Origin of the sequence: Streptomyces canus (assembly GCF_041435015.1) — a bacterium.
GTDB lineage: Bacteria > Actinomycetota > Actinomycetes > Streptomycetales > Streptomycetaceae > Streptomyces > Streptomyces canus_G.
Genome location: NZ_CP107990.1, coordinates 1 through 19,505 on the forward strand (window position 1 = coordinate 1; position 19,505 = coordinate 19,505).

Sequence of the window (19,505 nt, forward strand, 5' to 3'; positions counted from 1 at the left end):
TACCACATCGCTGCGCGATGTGCAAGCGAACAACCGTGCTGCGCACGGTTGTTGCGCTCCGCCCGCGGGAGCGCTGGCGGGACGCTGCGCGTCCCGCTCAACCCGACTGCTGCGCAGTCGGGTTGACGCTCCGTCCGCTGCGCTCCCGGAGCCTGTGGGACTTCGTCCCACTATCAGGCCTCCGCTTGCGCTCCAGCCTGAAGGGGCGGGTCCGCTGCGCTCCCCCGCCCAACGGTCCTTCCGGCTGCGCCTCCAGAACCTTGGGGCCCGCTAACGCGGGCCGGCTGGCTACGAGGGGGTGGGGTGCTCGTTCGTGCGGGTTCCAGTGTAGCGTGTGTCTCAAGTTGATGCACCATGTAGTATTGGCGGAAACACTGGATGGGGTTCTGGGAGTCGAAACGATTACTTGAGCCAATCCTCCCAGCGAGGGTGGGCCGGGTCGCATTGCCCGTTTTCAATCGCTAGTTGGTGAGCACTCTGCGGACTCACTGAGTCTCCGAAAGAAATGAAGACGCAGTCTGGGTAGACCGGCTGCATGCCGTACCAACAGACCGTTATGAGGAGCACGAGCATGAGGGAGGCGAGAAGGTGCTTCCACGTAGGAGGACCTGAGACGGGATAGATCACGCAGAGAGCGTAAGACAACTAAGAGCTGACCGATCACCTAGCGCTTCCCGGCGACCCATGTATGCCAGCTCACCCCTGAAATGGATGTTATGGCTGCCCTTCAGCTCCGAGAGCATCAGATCGACCAGAAGTCAGCTTTTCGCCGGTGGGTGGGATTCCCCGCAAAGTGCTCTGTGCCCCCGCAGGGCGCCCGCGGGACGATCGTGTCCGCGACCGGATCCGGGAAGACGATCACCGCAGCCACGTGCGCGCTGGAGTGCTTCCCTGGCGGCCGGATCCTGGTGACCGTGCCGACCCTGGACCTGCTCGTGCAGACCGCTCAGGCGTGGCGGGCGGTAGGGCACCACTCCCCCATGGTCGCGGTCTGCTCGCTGGAGAACGACCCGGTGCTGAACGAGCTGGGGGTGCGCACCACCACCAACGCGATCCAGCTCGCCCTGTGGGCCGGGCACGGGCCCGTCATCGTGTTCGCCACGTACGCCTCCCTCGTGGACCGCGAGGACATCGACGCACCCGTGGGCCAGAGGAAGGTTCGCGGGCCGCTGGAGGCCGCTCTGGCGGGCGGAGAGCGCCTGTACGGCCAGCAGATGGCAGGCTTCGACCTCGCGATCGTGGATGAGGCCCACGGAACTGCCGGTGATCTTGGGCGGCCGTGGGCGGCGATCCACGACAACACCCGCATCCCCTCCGACTTCCGGCTCTACCTCACCGCCACCCCCCGCATCCTCGCCGCGGCCCGGCCACAGAAGAGCGCGGACGGCCAGGAGGCGGAGATCGCGACCATGGCCGACGATCCGGACGGCATCTTCGGGGCATGGCTCCCCGGCGCTGAGCTGGGGCTCTCGGAGGCGATCGAGCGGGGCATCCTCGCCGGGTTCGAGATCGACGTGCTGGAGATCCGCGACCCCTCCCCCGTCCTCGGAGAGTTGGAAGAGGCGCGGCGGGGCCGGCGCCTGGCTCTCCTGCAGACCGCCCTCCTGGAACACGCCGCGGCGTACAACCTGCGCACCGTCATGACGTTCCACCAGAAGGTCGAGGAAGCCGCCGCGTTCGCGGAGAAGCTGCCCGAGACCGCGGCCGAGCTGTACATGAACGACGCCTCGGACGACGACCTGGCCGCCGCCGACAAGCTGCCCAAGTCCTCGATCGACGCAGAGTTCTACGACCTCGAGGCCGGCCGCCACGTACCCCCGGACCGGATGTGGTCGGCGTGGCTCTGCGGCGATCACCTCGTGGCCGAACGACGCGAGGTGCTGCAGCAGTTCGCCAACGGCATCGACGCGGCCGGGCGCCGGGTCCACCGCGCCTTCCTCGCCAGCGTTCGCGTGCTCGGGGAAGGCGTAGACATCACCGGCGAGCGCGGAGTGGAGGCGATCTGCTTCGCCGACACCCGCGGCTCGCAGGTGGAGATCGTGCAGAACATCGGCCGCGCGCTCAGGCTCAACCGCGACGGCAGCACGAAGGTCGCGCGCATCATCGTGCCGGTCTTCCTGGAGCCCGGCGAGGACCCCACCGACATGGTCGCCAGCGCCAGTTTTCGCCCTCTTGTTGCGGTCCTCCAAGGACTCCGCAGTCATGATGAACGACTCGTCGAGCAGCTCGCCTCCCGCGCCCTCACCAGCGGAAAGCGCAAGGTCCACATCCGGCGGGATGAAGACGGCCAGATCATCGGGACCGGCGGCGAGGGTGACGGCGAGGACCAGCAGCAGGACGGCACCGACGCCGCTGCCGAGTCGGCCCTCCTCCACTTCTCCACCCCGCGCGACGCGTCGACCATCGCGGCGTTCCTGCGTACCCGGGTGTACCGGCCGGAGTCGCTGGTGTGGCTGGAGGGCTACCAGGCCCTCATCCGCTGGCGGGCAGAGAACGAGATCACCGGCCTCTACGCCGTCCCCTACGACGTCGAGACCGAGGTCGGGGTCACGAAGGCATTTCCGCTTGGTCGATGGGTCCACCAGCAGCGGAAAGCCCTGCGGGCAGGGGAACTGGAGGAAAGGCGCAAGACCCTGCTCGACGCGCCGGAAGCCGGGATGGTGTGGGAACCGGGCGAAGAAGCCTGGGAGACCAAGCTCGCCGCACTGCGGTCCTACCGGCAGGCCACCGGACACCTGGCCCCGCGTCAGGACGCCGTCTGGGGCGAGGGCGACGCGATGGTGCCCATCGGGCAGCACATGGCCAACCTCCGCCGCAAGGGCGGCCTGGGCAAGGACCCGGAGCGGGCGGCACAGCGCGCGACGCAGCTGGCCGCAGTCGACCCGGACTGGGACTGCCCGTGGCCACTGGACTGGCAACGCCACTACCGCGTCCTCGCCCACCTCGCCGAGGACGAACCCGGCGGTGTCCTGCCCGACATCGCACCCGGCGTGCTGATGGACGGCGACGACATCGGACGATGGCTCCAGCGGCAGAAACAACTGGCCACCTGGAAGTTGCTGTCAGAGGAGCAGCAGGAACGGCTGTCTAAGCTGGGCGTGAAGCCTGTCCAGGCGCCGTCTCCGGCCCCTGCCGCCATGCGTACGACGAAGGGCCCGAGCAAGGCACAGCAAGCGTTCCAGCGGGGCCTGGCGGCCCTCGCGCAGTGGGTCGAACGCGAAGGCGCCCACCGGCCTGTACCACGCGGCCACGCTGAACAGATCGCCGTCGACGGCGAACCTGAGCCGGTGATCGTCAAACTGGGCGTATGGACATCGAACGTCCGTGCCAGGCGGGACAAGCTCACCCCCGACCAGCAGGCCGCCCTCGCCACCTTGGGTGTGCCCTGGGCGAAGGCCGCAGTGGTGCCTGCCCCGTCCGGCAGCATGGACGACGGTTCCGTCCGGCCCACGCCGTCGGACGCACAGGCACAGGAAGACCACGGCCAGGGCGACACGGTGACGCGGGAAGAGCGCGAGACCCAGGCAGCACGGGGCCGGGCGCGGGCGCAGGGATGAACGAGCTGATGCGCAACCACACCAAGGCCGAACTGCTGCGCATGGCCTACGCGGGCGGCCTGGTGAACCACAACTCCCCCGAGAAGTGGCGCAAGGACGAAATCGCCTCCGCCGTCGTAGACATCGAGTTCCGCGCGGCCGACCAGCCCAACCCGGCCCGGCCAGCCGCAGTCAGCTCGCGTCCCGCTCCGGCGAAGCCGCTGCTGGAGCGGAACCACCATGACGAGTGCGAGAAGGAGCTATACGAGGGCGGCACCTGCACCTGCGACCTCATCGAACAGTACGGACCGCCCTCCGAACGGGACGACTACTGAGAAGGCTCTGCCTGCTCCCGCCCCACCACGCCAGACCCCGGACCCTCTCTTCAAGAGGCCTGGGGTCTCGTGCTGTCGGCTGGCAGATAGCCGCCGCACCTACGCGTCCCAGCCCGTGAGCGGTCGGCGGACAGCGGAAAACCCAAGCGCGGTCCTTCCCGGTTCGCGACCATAGATCCCGTGAACGTCAAAATCACCGGGCCCGGAAGCAGAGATCCGGAACGGATCGCCGAACTCACTCCCCAGGCGAACGAGAACGTGACGGGCCAGCACGTCGTTTCGAAGGTGCTGTTGCGTGAATGGGCCGCCGCCGTGAAGCACACCACCGTTGAGCACGTGCAACCCTACGATCTACAACACCCGGAGCGCCGACTCAACACCCGGCCGCCTCGGGGCATCGGAAAGATCGAGAACTTCGTGCCGTGGGCTTCAACGTCGCTGGAGAACAAGTGGGGCCTGGTCGAGCAAGAGCTACCCGACGCCCTCGCCGCGGTCAAAACGGGGACCGCACTTGGAGAGCCGCGTACCGCCGGGATTCTGCGTGACCTGATCGCGTTGCATTACATCCGGTCCCACCACTACCGCGAGGCCTTCAACCGCGTTTTCACCGACTTCTTGCCGCGGCAACGGGAGTGGCTCCTCACCAAGCGTGCTGGCCAACTGGAAGCTGCCTACTTGCAGCACACAGGGCGGCCCGCGGCCGGACCGGAGGACTTGGCTGCCATCGCCGACGAGACGTTCAGCCCGATGCTCGACCAGTTCCACGACGGATCACTGCTTCGCGTGCGCATTGAGGCCTCCTTCGACCAAGCCCGCCAGCTCATGGCTCAGTATGCCCTGGAGATCCTGGAGCCCGAAGAGGGCGAATTCCTGATCGGAGACAACCCTGCTCTGACCGTACGCAAGGAAGGCGACAGCCTCTCCCACGGCATGGCCCTTCTCGACTCTCACACCACCGTCCTCCCTATCGGCCCCCACCACATGCTGTCACTGGGGCCGACTCCCCTTTACGGACGCCTCGCCAAGTCCGCGGTCGACAAGATGAACGTGCTGCAGATCAAAGCCGCCCGCGAATACGTGTACACCCGTCCGAACAGCTCCCTCGCCGCGATAATCCGAGAGGAAGCCACCTCAAGATCACCGAGGCTATAGATCAGGCACCTGTTCCTCGAGCGCCGGGCGGTCGACGTCTGCGTACGCTCGAGCAGTACGGACCGCCTCCGACCGAGACGACTTCCGACATGAGACCCCGGGCCGTCGCGGTCCGGGGTCTCATGACTTCAAGGTGAGGGCGTGAGTCGGTGCCACATGAAGATGCAGCTCTCCAGGCTGGCGAGTGACGGCCGGCGCAGCACGGACCGGATCCGCTCGGGTCCCACCAGGACGACGGGCATCCGGCGTTCACGGCCCTGGAACAGGCTCCACAACCCGTAGACGAACTGCAGGGCCCCGGTCCGCAGCAGATGGGCATCGCGTACAACCACCACCCGGCGCTCAAGTCCCCAAAATTGAGTACGAGTTGGGCCACCCTGACAGCACACTGGAGGGCATGGATGGACTGTACGTAGTCAGACATGAGCCGACCTGGCGCGAGGAGCCGGAGCCTGAGCCGGACGACGAGTACGACAACGACACGGACCACAAGACCGTGTACGCCCTCTTCGGCCTGGCCATCTACAAGGCCAACTGTCTCGAACACTCGCTCGTCAACCGTCAACACTCTCGCGCTCACCAAAATCATCACGGCGAGGGAGCAGGGAGAGCAGCTCATCCGCGACCCTTGGACTCAGGGCTTCAAGGACATGATGGGCAAGCTCATCAAGCGCGTCGAGCCTCACACCAGCGCCTACCCAGAGGTCATCGACGACCTCACCAACAGCCTGAAGCGGCGTAACCACCTGGTTCACAACTTCTGGCGCGAGCGCATCCAAGACATGATCAGCGAGGCTGGCCGGGCCAGGCTGTGCACGGACCTGAAGGCGGACTGTCGGCTACTCACGCAGACAGACGAACGCTTCAGCGAGAGAGTCTTGGACCCCATCATGGAGAGCATGGGAATCACGGCTGAGGCCGTTGCAGCCCAGTACGCGAAGGAACGCCGCGAGGCGATGGCGCGCTACGAGACCGAGGCGTTCACGGTCGAAGACGACTCGGACTGACCTGCGTGTTCACACGCCCCGGCGAAGCTGGGCTTGCTCTGGAGTTGCGGCGAGGCCACAGCCGTCATGTAGCTTCCGGCCATGAACACGTTGGCGGGGGACTGGTGGGAATCCGGCTCGTGGTGGCAGTTCGTCATCACGATCGCTGTCGGCATCGCGGTAGGCGTTCTCGCGGCCTGGGCAACGCTCAGGGCCAGCAACCCAAAGCGGCAACTCACCTGGTGGGTGCGGTCCAACACCCCGCTCATGAACATGCCAGGAACCTCTGAGCGGTCAGAGCTCGCGGTCACCTTCTTCGGTGCGCCGCTGGCGTCTCCGCGCATCATCGAGCTCGTCATTGCCAACTCGGGTCGGCGTGACATCACCGCCGCGATGTTCCATGGCTCTCAGCCGCTACGGTTCGACTTCGGCGTCCCCGTCTGCACCATTCTGGACGCGACGACGACCCCCGCTGGAAGTGTCCGCCCCACGTTCGACACCGCTGGCTGGCTCATCGTGGGCGACGACGGATCGGGAGATTCTTGGATTGACGTCCTCCCCTCGCTGCTGAGCAAAGGGCAGGAAGTCGTACTGTCTGTACTCGTCGACGGCGATGAAAAGCCAGTGGACTTGACCAGGTTCCCGCTGGTCGATGTCACTCCAGTCTCCGAAGTTCCAGGGGAACGGTCGCGAGCGCTCGCCGAGGCACTCAGCCGAACGTCGATTTACCTCGGGCCGATCCGCATCAGGGTGCGCTCTGATCGACCCTGAAACCGTGGCGCAAGGGCGGGCGGTAAGACGTAGCGGTGAGGAAGACTCGGCTCAGGGGGTCATCCCCCACCCCTCACGGCTCGACCCGGCCAGCGTCGACCGCACCCAGGAAGTCAAGGACGCACCGCGCGCCACGCTCGCGAAGGATCACGCAGCCTCGGGCCCAACTTCCTCGCCGACTCACTGACAGGCCGCGAGAGCGGCACCCGGCCAGGCAGAAGATGCAACGCCTGCTCGACAGCGACCGTCTTCCCCAGGCCCGTGTCCCCGTACACACAGCACATCCCGCGGGCCGCGAGCAGCCAACTATGGTTCTCCGCACTCTTCCGGGCCCACCGACCACGGCTTGAGCAGCGCATAAGGGAGGGGGCGCATCCACGCAGCTATGGTCGCACTTGGAATCGATACGGACGAGCAACGTTCAGACTGGGTAGATGTAGCCCGGTACTCGTTATGGTATCGGCCATGACCAGGACCCTGGAGAGTCGTCGAGCGGACGACATGACCGACCTTGAGCGTGATTTAGTCCACCTTGCACGTATGGCGCTGGCGGGACGTGGTCAGGACGTTCAAATGCTGCTGCAGCGCATGGCCAGACGGTACAGCCGCAGTAATGAGGCGATCGGGAAGGCACTGCAGGACCTGCTACGGGATGCTCCGAGCGCGGATGCCCCCTTGCGCGGACTGGGCAACACTGCGCCAGTTCCTTTGGACATGGACAGCCGTGTTCCCTTGATTCGCCCCGACCACCTGGCGCCCACTGTCACCCCAGTTCTCTCGCGGGACGTTCGTGACGCCGTTGATCAGCTCTGCGAAGAACACCTCGGGCGGGACCGGCTCCTCAGTGCAGGATTGACCCCAAGCCGGAGCGCGCTCTTCGTCGGGCCCCCGGGCGTCGGCAAGACCTTGGTCGCTCGCTGGATCGCGAGCCGCCTCGATCTGCCGTTGCTGGTGCTCGATCTGTCGTCGGTCATGAGCAGCTACCTAGGACGTACGGGCGGCAACATCCGCAAGGTCCTGGACTATGCCAAGGCCAGTCCCTCGATCCTTTTGCTCGACGAGCTCGACACTGTGGCCAAGCGCCGGGATGACGGTGCTGAGGTCGGCGAGCTAAAGCGTCTGGTGACTGTGCTCCTGCAGGAAATCGATGACTGGCCGGCAAGTTCGCTGCTGCTCGCCGCCACCAATCATGGTGATCTTCTGGATCCTGCAGTGTGGCGACGCTTCGAGGCGGTGATCGACTTCCCGCTGCCCGATGCCGCGCAGCTCCGTGAGGCCCTCGAGCAGTACTGCGAGGGTGAGGCACCCTCAGATGTTCTGACGGTCATCGCCCGTTCCCTCGCAGCTCAGGGCGCGTCCTATTCGGAGGCGCATCGCGTGATGACGACCGCGCGTCGGCGAGCTGCACTGGCTGATCAGCCTGTCGGGGCGAAGCTTCTGGACGTGTGCGGTGAGCAGTTGAGGCAATTGCCCTTTGCAGAACGGGTGCGCTTGGCAGTGGATCTGGTGCAATCTGATCACATGTCGCAACGGCGCGTGCACGAACTGTCAGGGATCAGCAGGGACACCATTCGTAAGCGCGTGCGGCACCAGGAGTCACAGGGGTAGTTCTCGTGGGGGGAGCGTCTGATGCCCGGACCGCACAACTTTCTGCTTGGTCACGGCGAAAGGCTCGTTGAGCCCGTCACACTGCCAGGCGGAGGGGGCGCAACTGCGCTCCCCTACACCGAGGAAGAAGCGCGCTCACGTCTGCGCCCCCAGGTACGGGATGCGGTGCGTCGTTTCGCGCAGCTGCCAGCCGAGGCCTGTCCTGACGGACAGGTCGTCGGCGTTCTCACGATGCATCCTCAGTTCATCGCCAAGAGCTACCACCCTCAGCAGCTGCTCACCGATCTGGGTCTTTCCTATGTCGGTGCCCGCAACGCGATGATCAGGCCTGAGAAGTGGACCAAGCAGGAACCGCCGTCTCTCTCCGAGACCGCGGAGCTCTTCGTGGCGGGCCGGCGAGCTGCGTTCACCTTGTGGAATCAGCGCATGCAAGCCGGGCTCCTCCCCGGCGGTGACCAGCTGCGGAAAGTGGAGGCTTTCCGCGCGCCGACGGCACAGGAGCGGCAGCGCAACATCACCCGCCTGTCGGCGGGCCCGAGGCTGGTCGAGGTAGGCCTCCACCTGCCTCCCCGGATCAGGGAGAAGATCCTCACAGGATTCGCCGAGTACGTGGAGTTCTTAGGCGGCACCGCAGAGATCGGTCACGCGTTGCAGATGCCGGGCATCGGATTCGTCCCCGTCCGGCTGGCTCCCGAGGCGATGGACCGACTGGCTCAGTTCGCTTTCATGCGCGTGGTCCGTCCGATGCCCAAGCTCAGGGCGTTCCATCCGGTGGAGCGCGCCACCACGGCAGCCGGGCTCAAGGCTCCCTCCCTGCCCAATGAAGGCGCTGTGGACCCCGATGTGAGAATCGCGGTCCTGGACGGGGGCCTGGACGTAGACGGCCCCATGGCTCCCTGGGCACGGTCACACGAAGTCTCCGGAGCCTGCGAAGCCACTGGTGAGTACCTCGACCACGGTCACAATGTCACCTCCGCCGCCCTGTTCGGCCCCCTCACCCCCGGGCAGCAGGCCCCTCGCCCGTTCGGCACAGTCGATCACTTCCGCGTCGTCGACGAAGAGCCGGAAGATGACCTCGCGCTCTACCGGACCCTGGACCGTATCGACACAGTGCTGCGGGAGAACCCGCACCAGCTCATCAACCTCAGTCTCGGCCCCGATCTGCCCATCGAGGACGACGAAATCCATCCCTGGACCGCCTTGCTCGATTCGTGGCTGTCCGACGGCAAACGCCTGCTGACCATCGCAGCGGGCAACAACGGCGACCTGGACCGTGCGTCCGGCAACGCCCGCGTGCAAGTCCCTTCCGACAGCGTCAACGCCCTCTCGGTCGGGGCCGCCGACTCCACCCGGCCCTCATGGCGGCGCGCTCAGTACAGCGCCCTGGGACCGGGACGCTGCCCCGGCATGGTCAAGCCCGACGTGCTCAGCTTCGGCGGAGATCACAAAGAGCCGTTCTTCTTCGCCGCTCCGTACGGCCAGGATTCCCCCTCCATGTCCCTCGGCACCAGCTTCGCCGCACCAAGCGCCCTGCGCATGGCCGCCGGCATCCGCGCTCACTTCGGCCCTGTCCTGACCCCCCTCGCGCTGAAGGCCCTGCTCATCCACTGCGCCGAGGACAATCCCCAGGACACCTCCGAGCGTGGCTGGGGCCGCCTGCCAGGAGAACTGGAGCACTACGTGATCTGCCCGCCGCACACCGCCCGCGTCGTCTACCAGGGCAAACTCGCACCCAAGCAGACCGTTCGGATGTTCCTGCCCCTGCCGGAAACAGTGACCTCCGGCGACATACAGGTCACCGCCACCTACTGCATCGCCTGCCCAACCGACCCGCGGGCCCCCCGCAACTACACCACCAGCGCTTTCGAGCCGACCTTCCGACCGAACATGGAACGGCTCAGCCCAACCGGCAAGGTCCCCAAGTCAGAACCGTTCTTCCAGGCCCGCGACTACATGAGCGAGCAGGAATTGCGCTCCGACGCCCACAAGTGGGAGACCGTCAAACACAAAACAGCCGTCTTCAAAGCAGACCGACTGAAGAGGCCAGCCTTCGACGTCCGTCACGTCTTCCGACTCGACGACCTCCCGCCAGACACCAACCCGGACGTCGCCTACGCCCTGGTCATCACACTCAAAACACCCTCCGTACCCGACCTCTACGACCAGGTCGTCCGCACCTACGCCGCCCGCCTCGAGATCCTGCAGCCCCGCATCGATATCCCCATCACAATCCGCCCCTGAACAGACCCAGACAACGTGACAACGCCCCGGGGGTCACTCGGGCGGCCGATGGCCGGGGTGGAAGGCATGGTGCGTGACGTGGACGCTGCCGGAACCCATGCTGAGCACTCTCGTGGCCGTGCCCGATCTGCGGCCGGGCTGGGCGGCGGAGCCCAAGTGGGATGGATTCAGGGCCCTGGTCTCCGTCGACGCGGGCCGGGTGATGCTGCGTTCCCGGCGTGGCACCGAGATGCTTGCGGCGTTCCCGGAGATCGGGGCCGGGGCCGCGCAGCTGCCGGGGGCCACCGCGCTGGACGGCGAGCTGGTCGTATGGGACGCCGCGGGACGGCTCGCCTTCGAGCGGCTGCAGAACCGCCTTCAGCGGCGCGGCGCCGCCGCGGCCCGGGCGGCGGCGGAGTGGCCGGCCCACTTCGTCGCGTTCGATCTGCTGCGGCTGTCCGGGACGGACACCACCTCTTGGCCGTACCAGCAGCGCAGGGCCGCGCTGGAGTCCGTGTTCGCCGCCCGCTGGCTGTCGGCGCCGTGGGCGCTGTGCCCGTCGACCACCGAGGCCGACGTCGTGCGCGAGTGGCTGACGTGGGCGTCGGTCGGGATGGAGGGGGTGGTCTTCAAGAGGCTGGACGACGTCTACCGCCCGTCGGTGAGGGGTTGGCAGAAATACAAGGTCCGCGAGACGAGCGAGGCGATCGTCGGCGCGATCACCGGTTCCCTGGCCGTTCCCCGCACGCTGCTGCTCGGCAGGTACGACGACGGAGGCCGCTTTCAGTACGTCGGCCGCACCACCACCCTCGCCCGGGCGGCAGGTGCGGCGTTCGCCGGTCTGCTCGCTGCGGGGCGGCGCGGTCATCCGTGGACAGGCTGGTCGTTCTCTGCCGGGTGGGGCAGCCAGGAAAAGCTGAACGTCACGCTGGTGCAACCCGAGCTGGTGGTGGAAGTCGGCGTCGACGTCGCCCGCGACGCTGCCGGCCGGTGGCGACATCCCGCACGCTGGCACCGTGCACGCCCCGACCTCTCCCCCGCCGACATTCCCCGCATGACGTCGCCGCCGCGCTGACGGCGGCCGGGCGCGGAGGCCCCGCCGACGCGCAACCGGCTGAGCGCGCCCCGATCCCCGGCTGCGTCCGCGCCGCCCATCACCGCATTGCCGCTTCTACGCACGACGGTGCCTCCGTTCTCCGGGACTTCCAAGAGGACGGAGGCACCGATGTTTACTAGGTCAGGCCGCCCTGGGGCGCGGGATCCACGCCGGCCGTCCGGGGACGGCTGGCAGCCTGGTGTTGTCCAGCGGGTCGAGAGCCCGCCCCGCGCGGCCCTCGCAGCGGCGCAGAGCTGCGAGGGTGACCGTGGCCGGAAGAGTGATCAGCGCCAGGTGCGTCCAGGTGGCTTCCCGCTCGGGGTGCTCCGTGAAGTGCTCGCGTAGCCGAGCGGCGATCGCAGGGCTCGTACGGTGGACGCTGCCGACGTACCGAACTGTCCGTGCGGCGGTGCAGGGGAGGTAGATGCCGGTGCGGACGTTCGACCAGTAACCATTGCTGGTCACCTCGGTGGTCGGCACGATGAGCGGGATGGCGACGCCGCGCACGATGCCGCCACTGGCGGAATCGAGGCGCATCAGCGCATCCAGGTGGTCGGCGATGTCTGCGGTGAGTTCCACAGGCCGGCGGGCGAGCAGACTGCTCACAGGTCTGCCCCCACGGTGTCGCCTTCGCCGTACTTGAGGTTGCCGCTGAAGCTTTGCCCGATGATCTCATGGCGCATCTCCCAGTTGCGCACGAGCTTGGCCGCGTTCTCCAGGTCGGGCGCGATCGTGCCGCGCGGGTCCTTCCAGCCGCGCTGCTGGACGATGGTGGGAATCTTGTCGTCGTCGCTGCGTCCCTCCATGGTTTCCAGGAGAGTGGTGACCTCAGCCACCATGCGACGCAGCTCGTCGCCGTCCTCGGCGAGCATCGCGGACGCGGACTGGTCCTCGACCGAGTCGTCGGAGGCGAGCGCGAGCGTCCGCAGGTTCGGAGCGGTCATCGTCTTGTCGTCCGTCGGGGGCGTGGTCAGGTCAGCGGCGCACTGGTCCTTTTCCAGGCGGCGCACCGGGTAGCTGCGGCGCCCGTCGAAGATGGCCTGGGCGAGCTGCTCCAGGCCCTGGCGGGTGGCGGCGAGGAAGGCCAGCAGTTGGCCGGGCTCCTGGGCTTCGCCCTTCTGGGCGTTGAGCGCGCTGCGCTCCAGCAGGACGGTGTCACCGGTGCCGCAGGTGAGGTAGAACGCGCCACGCAGCGCGATCTGCTGGGTGGCGGGTCCCATCGGCGGGATGTCCGTGTTGCCCCTCGCGCGCTGGAGCCTGGCTGCGGCGAGCTCGGCGCGGGCGTCAGTGAGGATCTCTTCGATGGGCCTGACGTCGACTTCCATGCTGCGCAGGCCCTTGGCGTTCAGGGCGCGCTCCAGGGCGGACTGGCGGCCGGCCTGCCCGGGGACGGCGCGGGCGATGACGGCGGCGGTGAGGAAGCTGCGGGCTCGGGTGCGGTCGCGGCCGACCACGCCGCGGGTGCGCAGCGCGGCGGTGATGTGTCGGTCGCCGGCGGTCTCCGTGTCCAGCAGGAGGGTGGCGGCGACGAGAGCGGCGATGTCGTCGCGGTACGCGATGTGGGTGGGGATCTCGGTGGGGTTGTCGAACCAGCGGCGGGTCTCGGCGGCACTGGTGCCGGGGTGGGTCTTCAGGAAGCCCTTGGCCTGGAGGCTGTCGAGTACGGCCGCGGCGCGGATCTGCCAGGCGGTGTCGGAGCTGAAGGGGGTGGGCTGCTCGATGTGGTGCTGGGCCACGATGCGGCGCCTGGCCTCGGCGAGGGAGACGTCCTTGACGTTAAGGACGATCCTGGTGGAGGGCATGACCGCGCGGACGAGCGTGAGGCGTTCGCGTTCGGTGATCGGCCCGGGCTCGGGGGCGGTGATCTTTCCGGCGATGCCGAGGAGGTTGGCGCGGTGCTTCTGGAGGGGGTGCTCGCGCAGCTCGGTGGCGTTGGTGGGCACCTTCTCCAGCGCGGCGAGGACCTTGGAGGCGGTCATGCCCTCCTTCTCCTGGATGAAGTAGGTGCGGCCGTAGCAGTCGCCGGTCTCCAGGCCGCCGATAGGGACGCGGCCGGGGAAGCGCAGGAGGAAGGGGAAGAGAGTGCCGCCGATCCGGATGCCGTGCGCGCAAATGTCCGCGCCGTACTTGTTCCTCAGCTCGATCTCAGCGTCGATCAGCTTGATCTGGTCAAAGAAGAACGCGGTGCCCTTCTCCTTGTCCAGTCCCAGGCGCGGATCGGTCAGGTCGAGCATGCACGCGGCGGTGCCGTTCTCGGCGTACGTGGTGTAGCGGGGCATCTTGAATCCTCCGGACCAGCGCTGCTCGTCCATGCGCAGGTTCTCCGGAGCTCGCACGAGACCCGCCACCAGGATGTCGGTATTGACCGACTGGGCGATCACGCCGGGGGCCAGCAGCTCGGGGCGGCGCCGCTTGAGTTGGTCCAGCATGTGCTGGGGGTTCGCGATGGTCAGCGGGATGGTGGAGGCCGACTCCGGGGGAATGCCGGCACTGATCAGGGCCTCGCGCAGAGCTTTGTGCTGTGCCCACGAGAGGGGTTTGATCTGCTCTGCGCGGAGGCGCAGTTCGGCGTCTTCGGAGATGGTGTCGTTGACCGTGAAGTCGGTCATGAGGGTCTGGTTCACCGTTGTCTTCCGCGGGTCGGGGCGTGCGGGTCGAGCACGCCGGTGAGGGCGTGCGATCAACGCACGAGCAACGGTGCCCCGGACGTTCCCAACCTCGCGGTCCCGGGTATCGGGCCGGTTGGCCGGAGCGCGCTCGGGCCCGATCCCAGGGTTCGGCAGCCACGGCAGGGCCGTGCGGTTCTCGTCGCCGCGTGAACAGGATTCACGCGGCGGCGCCTTGGGCGTTCCCGGCGAACTATCGCCAGCTGAAAGGACGGTAACAGTCTGTTAGGTCGGGGAGCAATACACCGTCAGTACAGCAGGTCAGGGAGATGGCCGACTACCCCAACCCCTTCGTCCACACGGAGGAGGCTGCCGCAGCGTGACAACGACAGGCCACACTCGGTTTCCAGCCGCCGGGTGGCGCGACGAGTTCGGGAGCCGTCCCGCCAGGCGGGCGGTCACGACCGGCGGGTCGTCCGTCGCCTCCTCGAGGAAGAGGGCAGCGAGAGTGCGCGGCGGGTCGGGTAAGCCGCCGTTGCGGAGCGGCTTGTCCCGACTCTGTCAGCGGCCTGCCGGTTCGGGGTATCGCTCACGGCGCCGGTACGGGTCATCGACGCCGATCTCGTACCAGGGCTCGCCCCGCTGGAGCCGGGGCAGGGTGTTCACCCACACCGCGACGGCGATGCCCTTCACGTCGTCGGCGAGCGCCTGGAGGCGGTTGTCGAGCAGGTGCTCCTCCTTGCCCGCCAGGACGACGTGCAGCCGCGGGAAGGTCTGGGAGCGGGTGTAGCGGTGGCGCTGCCAGAACGGGAACGTGTTGCCGATGGTGCCGCGGGCGCCTTCCCAGACGCGGTGCCCGGCGTAGCGCTCGTAGTCCCAGACCTCCTTGGCGAGGCGGGCCTGGGACATGGTGCCGTTGTCGAGCTCGAAGAGGCGCACCTCGCTGGTCTGGGTCGGCACGGCAAGCACGGCGTCGGTTTCGCAGGGTGGCGACCGTTTTGTGAGCCTGCGGCGGGCCTTCAGCCATGCAGCATGAGAAGGCTGAGTCCGGTGCTGGTGGGGGTGTGCACCGCGCTGTTGCGGTGCCGGAGGGTGGTGACCAGTCCGGCCTGCCGTAGGACGGTTGCGTGTTGGCTAGCGCCGGAGGGGCCGATGCCCAGCACACCTGCTAGTTCGGCCGTGTTGCATCCGGGATGCGTGGCGATGGCATGGAGGACTGCGGCACGGGTCCGGCCCAGCAGTGCGGTCAGAGCCGCGGGGGCGCTTGCGGCCGCGGACTCTGCGAAGAAGGGGGTCAGGGGGGTGAGGACCGCACCGAAGTTAGCGGGGTAGGTCAGGAAGGGCTGGGGCTCGGCATCGGGGTCGATGACCGGTGACTGTGACCCGAACAGAGAAGGCGCCAGCAGCAGCCCCCGACCTGCCAGCCACAGGTCACCCTGCATGCCGGAGGCCATGGCGACTTCCAGCGTCGGTGCTCTCCACCGGATACGCGGTGGGTACAACCCGGTCAGCAGGCGCTCGACACCACCGTGGAGCAACTCGCGCATCCGCACAGCGCGATCGGCCGCAAGGCTGGTCACCACGTGGGGCCAGTACGGCGCCATGACCGTCGTGTGGAGGACATGCATGCTGTCGGCCAACTGCTGCAACACGAGTGGGTCGTCGCCCAGCCGCCGGGTCCAGGACGGCAGCGGTTGGTGTTCCGCGAGGTCTGCCAGGGTCTGGCGAATCTCTTTCGGTGAGGTCGAACGGATCTGTTCCAGCAGATCCTGTGGGCTGCCTGGTCGCACGCGGGCCAGGAAGTCCGGTGTCCAGCCGCGCAGCGGGATCAGATCGAGGGCCAGGCGCGCTTCCGGCGGTAACTGGGCGATGGATCGCCGTCGCCATACGTCGTAGCGGACCGGCTGATTCCGGTCCTGCAGCACCCGTACCGCATTAGTCAGTTCCAGCATGGGCCTCGGTGATTCAGCTACCCGGGTCCGGGACAGGTCCTCGGCGGTGAAATGGATGCGGTAGACCACTGCTTCCCCCGTGCTCGAGCCACGCCTGGCGATCGCCCGTGATTGTGTCAGCGGGCCGTGATTCAAGCCAGATTGAAACACCTCGGCCCTTCCTGCCCGAGTGCGACAGGCTCATCGGGCAGGCAACACGGCGGGCCTGCGGAGCCCCGACGTCAGCCTGAAAAACGAGGGCAGCGTTGAGGCCCATGGCCCTCCCGCTCCAGATTTTCACGTCCGCGACCAAGGGGAATTCATGCGCAGGATGCTCCGAATTGTGACCGCAACGCTCGGTACTGCTGTCTCGACCGCGAGTTTGATGCTGATGCCGACCGAAGCCGTGGCGGCCCCGGCATGCACACATCCGAGCCACAACGTGAACAGTGCCGGGTACGGTTATGTGATCGGTGACGCACTTGCTCGCCGCAGCGGCCCCTCCACATCCTGTGGCATCTATGGCTACGCGGACCACAACGCGAAGATCTACTACCACTGCTACGTCTATGGTGAGGAAATCAACCGTGATCCCTACTGGGTGTGGGGACGGATCGCGGACACCCAGCAGGAGGGCTGGTTCAGCATGGAGTACCTCACCGGCAGGGACACCTTCCCCTCCCACTGCTAACAGGTGGATGGAGACGCGTTCGTCGCTCTCACTGACGATGAGCGGGTGAAACGGTTCGTCTGCGCCTATCCGAGCCCTTGCGCGAACGAGTTCGGACCGCCTACAGCACGGATTAGGGGAAACGTGCCGGCGGCTGATCAGGTCTAGCTTAGGAACGACGCGCGCCCGGCCGCACCTGGTCAAGGTCCGACCGGGCGGCGTACCGCACCGGTGCGGTACGGAACATTGGGTGCGGCGCATCGTGGTGCGCGCGAGAGTGCCGGGCATCGTCGATGGTGCGCACCGTGTGCGGCGCGGGACATCATGGTGCGCATGACGATGCGCAGCATCCGGTGCGGTGCCATCGGGGCACGGCGTCTTCGTCACCACAGCCAGGCGGTGGAGTGCCGCACCCGGGACAGGGCGCGAGCGTCGCGGCGGGCGGCGGCGTTGCCGATCCGGCCCTGCCGGGCGCGGGGCCGGCGGGATTCTCCGGCGGCGAGGCGACGGCGGCCGGCGTCCTGGAGCCGCCTGCGCTGCTTGCGCAGCTCTCGCTTCTTCTCCGCCTTCGACTTGGGCTTCCGGGGCCGCTTCCAGACCGGCTCCTACGGCGGCTCCTCGAGGACGGCGGCCAGCTCCTTGGAGGCTTCGCGGGCGCGAGCGAGGGCGTCCTCGAAGCTGGGCTGTTCCGGGGTGCTCATGCGACTCCTCCTGTGGTCCGGCCCGGCGTGGGCTGAGCGCCGGGCTGCTGGGTGTGCGTCGGCGGGGTCGCCGGTGCGGTGGGCTGTGGTCGGGGGCCGTGGGCGACGGCGCGGTCCCGGACGCCGTCGGTGAGCTTGGCGGCCATTTTGGCGGCGGCGGCCTCGAACGTGGCGCGGGTCTGGTCCATCGCGGCGACGTCGGTCGCCTGCTCGGGGACGCGGCCGGCCTTCCGGTCCGTACGGGTCGGCCGCAGAGGAGACCTTGGGGCAGCGGGCGCGGCGACAGTGTGCGGCCGGGAGCGGGAGCCCAGGCGGTCAGCGCGGCGCACCGCGTGGACCCGGGCCCTCAGGGCTCCGGCGGCGAGGCGGGCCCGCTCGTACGGCGGGGCGGTCCGTTTGCGGGTCAGCGGGCGCAGCACGGCTTGGTCCTCGGTGTCGCGCGGGTACAGGGCGCGCAGGTCAGCGGTCATCATCCGACCCCGGCCGACGGGGCGGGTGTAGTCGTCGACGACCGCCTGCACGATCTGTTCGTCCAGGCCGGGCTGGTGGGGCCGGCCGCGCAGGACGTAGGCAAGGTGGCGACGGGCTTCGGCGAGCAGGTGATGGCGCTTGAACGCGCCGCGCATCACGTACACCACGGCGACGACGTCGACGGCGGCCAGCGCTATGTCGATCACCGGCCGCACCTGCGCCCACACAGCCGCGGCCGCCGCCCGCGCCCGCTCCGCGAGGCGGTCGACGACGTCGGCGCCGTAGGCCCGGACCGCTGAGTCGCGCCATCGCTCGCGCAGCTCGGTCAGCGACAGCAACTCCTTGTGCTTGGGCGGGCGCGTCTGGTCGGCGGCCTGGCAGCCCAGCGCGTAGCCGGCCCGCTCCCCCGGCGGGTGCCCCTGCCGTTCCTCGTACTTGGCCGTGAGGACGGGCAGCGCTTCCTCGATCTGCTGACGGCGGGTCGACTGCCAGCCGATGAGCCGCTGGTCGATGCCCGCGATCTCCATGACGGGCCTGCGGCCGGGCGTCACCTCGCGCGGCTCCCACGCCCACCCGAGCCGGGCGGACACCTCTTCCATGAAGTAGAGGGTGTAGAGGGTGTCGGCCGCGACGATGTGGGCCATCAGTGAGTCCGCCGACAGGTTGCCCCACGTCCCCTTGTCTTCCGGCCGGCGAGCGCGGATCGACACCTCCGCATGATCGTGGAGAAGGGGCTTCGACTCGGCAGCTCTGGACTCGTAATGCCGGAAGATCGCGACGATCAGTCCGTCCCTGACCCGGGCGCGGTGCTTGCCGCCGCTCCCCCAGCGGATCTCCGCGACCGCATCCTCTATCCAGGCCAGCGTCTTGTCCCGGGCGATGTCCTGGCACAGCTCCAGCACCAGGCGGGTTTCGTAGTCACCCAGTGCCCACGCGATGTGTGCCGTCGGCGGGGGCCGGAACGTCAGGTCGAAGCCCAGCCAGGGTGTGCGCTCCTTGGCCTTGTCGGTCTTGGGCGAGCGGTTGTGCTCGATGGGCCTGCCCAGCACGGTCGCCCGCCGGGCCTGCGCCGGGCTCTTGCCCTCCGCCAGGAGCTCGCGCTCAATCTGGTCGGCGTCCGGGTGCCGGCCCTCCCCCAGGAGCAGTTCGGCCTGCCGCTCAGTCACCACGTCCCCGGCCTTGAGGCCGACCGCGGCCAGGCCCCGGCCCTTCCAGACCCCGGGCGGGACACCGGCTTCGTCCTGGGCGCCGCGCAGCGGCATGCCCGCAGGGCGGTGGCCGTCGCCGACCATCACGCCCCTGAAGAGATAGCGCCACCCGTTCCCCGGGCGGACACCCGACATGCTGATCATCGCCCCAGGAAACCCCGGCTTTGACCTGCAAAAAAGCGTGATCCGGGGTCCTTCCCGCCGGGCGGGAGGC

The 19,505-nt window shown here is 68.0% G+C and carries 15 protein-coding genes and 1 pseudogene; 9 read left to right on the plus strand and 7 right to left on the minus strand.

Going from position 1 to position 19,505, the window contains the following annotated elements; genetic code table 11:
• Positions 1–716: 716 nt before the first annotated feature.
• From OG841_RS47475 to OG841_RS47485, 3 genes are all read left to right on the plus strand, one after another.
• A complete protein-coding gene (locus OG841_RS47475; RefSeq protein ID WP_331724723.1) occupies positions 717–3,557 on the plus strand; it encodes a DEAD/DEAH box helicase in 2,841 nt (946 codons plus the stop codon).
• Positions 3,554–3,871: a hypothetical protein gene (locus OG841_RS47480; protein ID WP_331724724.1), complete on the plus strand. Its 318-nt coding sequence runs from the start codon at positions 3,554–3,556 to the stop codon at positions 3,869–3,871. The genes OG841_RS47475 and OG841_RS47480 overlap by 4 nt, the downstream gene beginning before the upstream one ends.
• A 180-nt stretch (positions 3,872–4,051) precedes the next feature.
• Positions 4,052–5,023 (plus strand): DUF4238 domain-containing protein, encoded by a 972-nt coding sequence (locus tag OG841_RS47485; protein WP_331724725.1) that lies wholly within the window; start codon positions 4,052–4,054, stop codon positions 5,021–5,023.
• Between the two features lie 128 nt (positions 5,024–5,151).
• Here OG841_RS47485 and OG841_RS47490 read toward each other — a convergent pair whose 3' ends face one another.
• Complete coding sequence (locus tag OG841_RS47490; protein ID WP_371571245.1) at positions 5,152–5,355, minus strand: hypothetical protein; 204 nt, start codon at positions 5,353–5,355, stop codon at positions 5,152–5,154.
• 318 nt (positions 5,356–5,673) lie between these two features.
• Between OG841_RS47490 and OG841_RS47495 the strand changes: the two genes are divergently transcribed.
• The 5 genes from OG841_RS47495 (at position 5,674) to OG841_RS47515 (ending at position 11,683) form a co-directional block, all read left to right on the plus strand.
• Positions 5,674–6,030, plus strand: a complete 357-nt coding sequence (locus OG841_RS47495; protein ID WP_331724727.1) for a hypothetical protein — start codon at positions 5,674–5,676, stop codon at positions 6,028–6,030.
• Positions 6,031–6,111: 81 nt separating this feature from the next.
• A complete protein-coding gene (locus tag OG841_RS47500) occupies positions 6,112–6,780 on the plus strand; it encodes a hypothetical protein (protein ID WP_331724728.1) in 669 nt (222 codons plus the stop codon).
• 465 nt (positions 6,781–7,245) lie between these two features.
• Positions 7,246–8,388 (plus strand): AAA family ATPase, encoded by a 1,143-nt coding sequence (locus OG841_RS47505; RefSeq protein WP_371571248.1) that lies wholly within the window; start codon positions 7,246–7,248, stop codon positions 8,386–8,388.
• A 21-nt stretch (positions 8,389–8,409) separates the two neighbouring features.
• Positions 8,410–10,629 carry a S8 family peptidase gene (locus OG841_RS47510; protein ID WP_331724730.1) on the plus strand — a complete coding sequence of 740 codons (2,220 nt, stop codon included), beginning with the start codon at positions 8,410–8,412 and terminating at the stop codon, positions 10,627–10,629.
• 97 nt (positions 10,630–10,726) lie between these two features.
• Positions 10,727–11,683, plus strand: coding sequence for an ATP-dependent DNA ligase (locus tag OG841_RS47515; protein WP_331724731.1), 957 nt, complete (start codon positions 10,727–10,729; stop codon positions 11,681–11,683).
• 162 nt (positions 11,684–11,845) lie between these two features.
• Here OG841_RS47515 and OG841_RS47520 read toward each other — a convergent pair whose 3' ends face one another.
• The 4 genes from OG841_RS47520 to OG841_RS47535 all read right to left on the minus strand — a co-directional run bounded on the left by OG841_RS47520 (position 11,846) and on the right by OG841_RS47535 (position 16,331).
• Positions 11,846–12,310 carry a hypothetical protein gene (locus OG841_RS47520; protein WP_371571252.1) on the minus strand — a complete coding sequence of 155 codons (465 nt, stop codon included), beginning with the start codon at positions 12,308–12,310 and terminating at the stop codon, positions 11,846–11,848.
• Positions 12,307–14,328, minus strand: coding sequence for a hypothetical protein (locus tag OG841_RS47525; protein WP_371571255.1), 2,022 nt, complete (start codon positions 14,326–14,328; stop codon positions 12,307–12,309). Before OG841_RS47525 ends, OG841_RS47520 begins: the two co-directional genes overlap by 4 nt.
• Before the next feature lie 543 nt (positions 14,329–14,871).
• Complete coding sequence (locus OG841_RS47530) at positions 14,872–15,333, minus strand: replication-relaxation family protein (RefSeq protein ID WP_331724820.1); 462 nt, start codon at positions 15,331–15,333, stop codon at positions 14,872–14,874.
• The gene (locus OG841_RS47535) at positions 15,330–16,331 is read right to left on the minus strand and encodes an ArsR/SmtB family transcription factor (protein ID WP_371571258.1); all 1,002 of its coding nucleotides are present in this window, start codon (positions 16,329–16,331) and stop codon (positions 15,330–15,332) included. The genes OG841_RS47530 and OG841_RS47535 overlap by 4 nt, the downstream gene beginning before the upstream one ends.
• A 301-nt stretch (positions 16,332–16,632) precedes the next feature.
• Here OG841_RS47535 and OG841_RS47540 point away from each other — a divergent pair, with 301 nt between their 5' ends.
• Positions 16,633–16,932 carry a hypothetical protein gene (locus tag OG841_RS47540; RefSeq protein ID WP_371571261.1) on the plus strand — a complete coding sequence of 100 codons (300 nt, stop codon included), beginning with the start codon at positions 16,633–16,635 and terminating at the stop codon, positions 16,930–16,932.
• 362 nt (positions 16,933–17,294) lie between these two features.
• On the opposite strand, the pseudogene OG841_RS47545 reads toward OG841_RS47540, so the two are convergent.
• Together OG841_RS47545 and mobF are read right to left on the minus strand one after the other, a co-directional pair.
• Positions 17,295–17,612: pseudogene (locus tag OG841_RS47545) on the minus strand (hypothetical protein).
• Positions 17,609–19,435, minus strand: coding sequence for a MobF family relaxase (mobF, locus tag OG841_RS47550; RefSeq protein ID WP_331724736.1), 1,827 nt, complete (start codon positions 19,433–19,435; stop codon positions 17,609–17,611). Before mobF ends, OG841_RS47545 begins: the two are co-directional and overlap by 4 nt.
• Positions 19,436–19,505 lie beyond the last annotated feature (70 nt).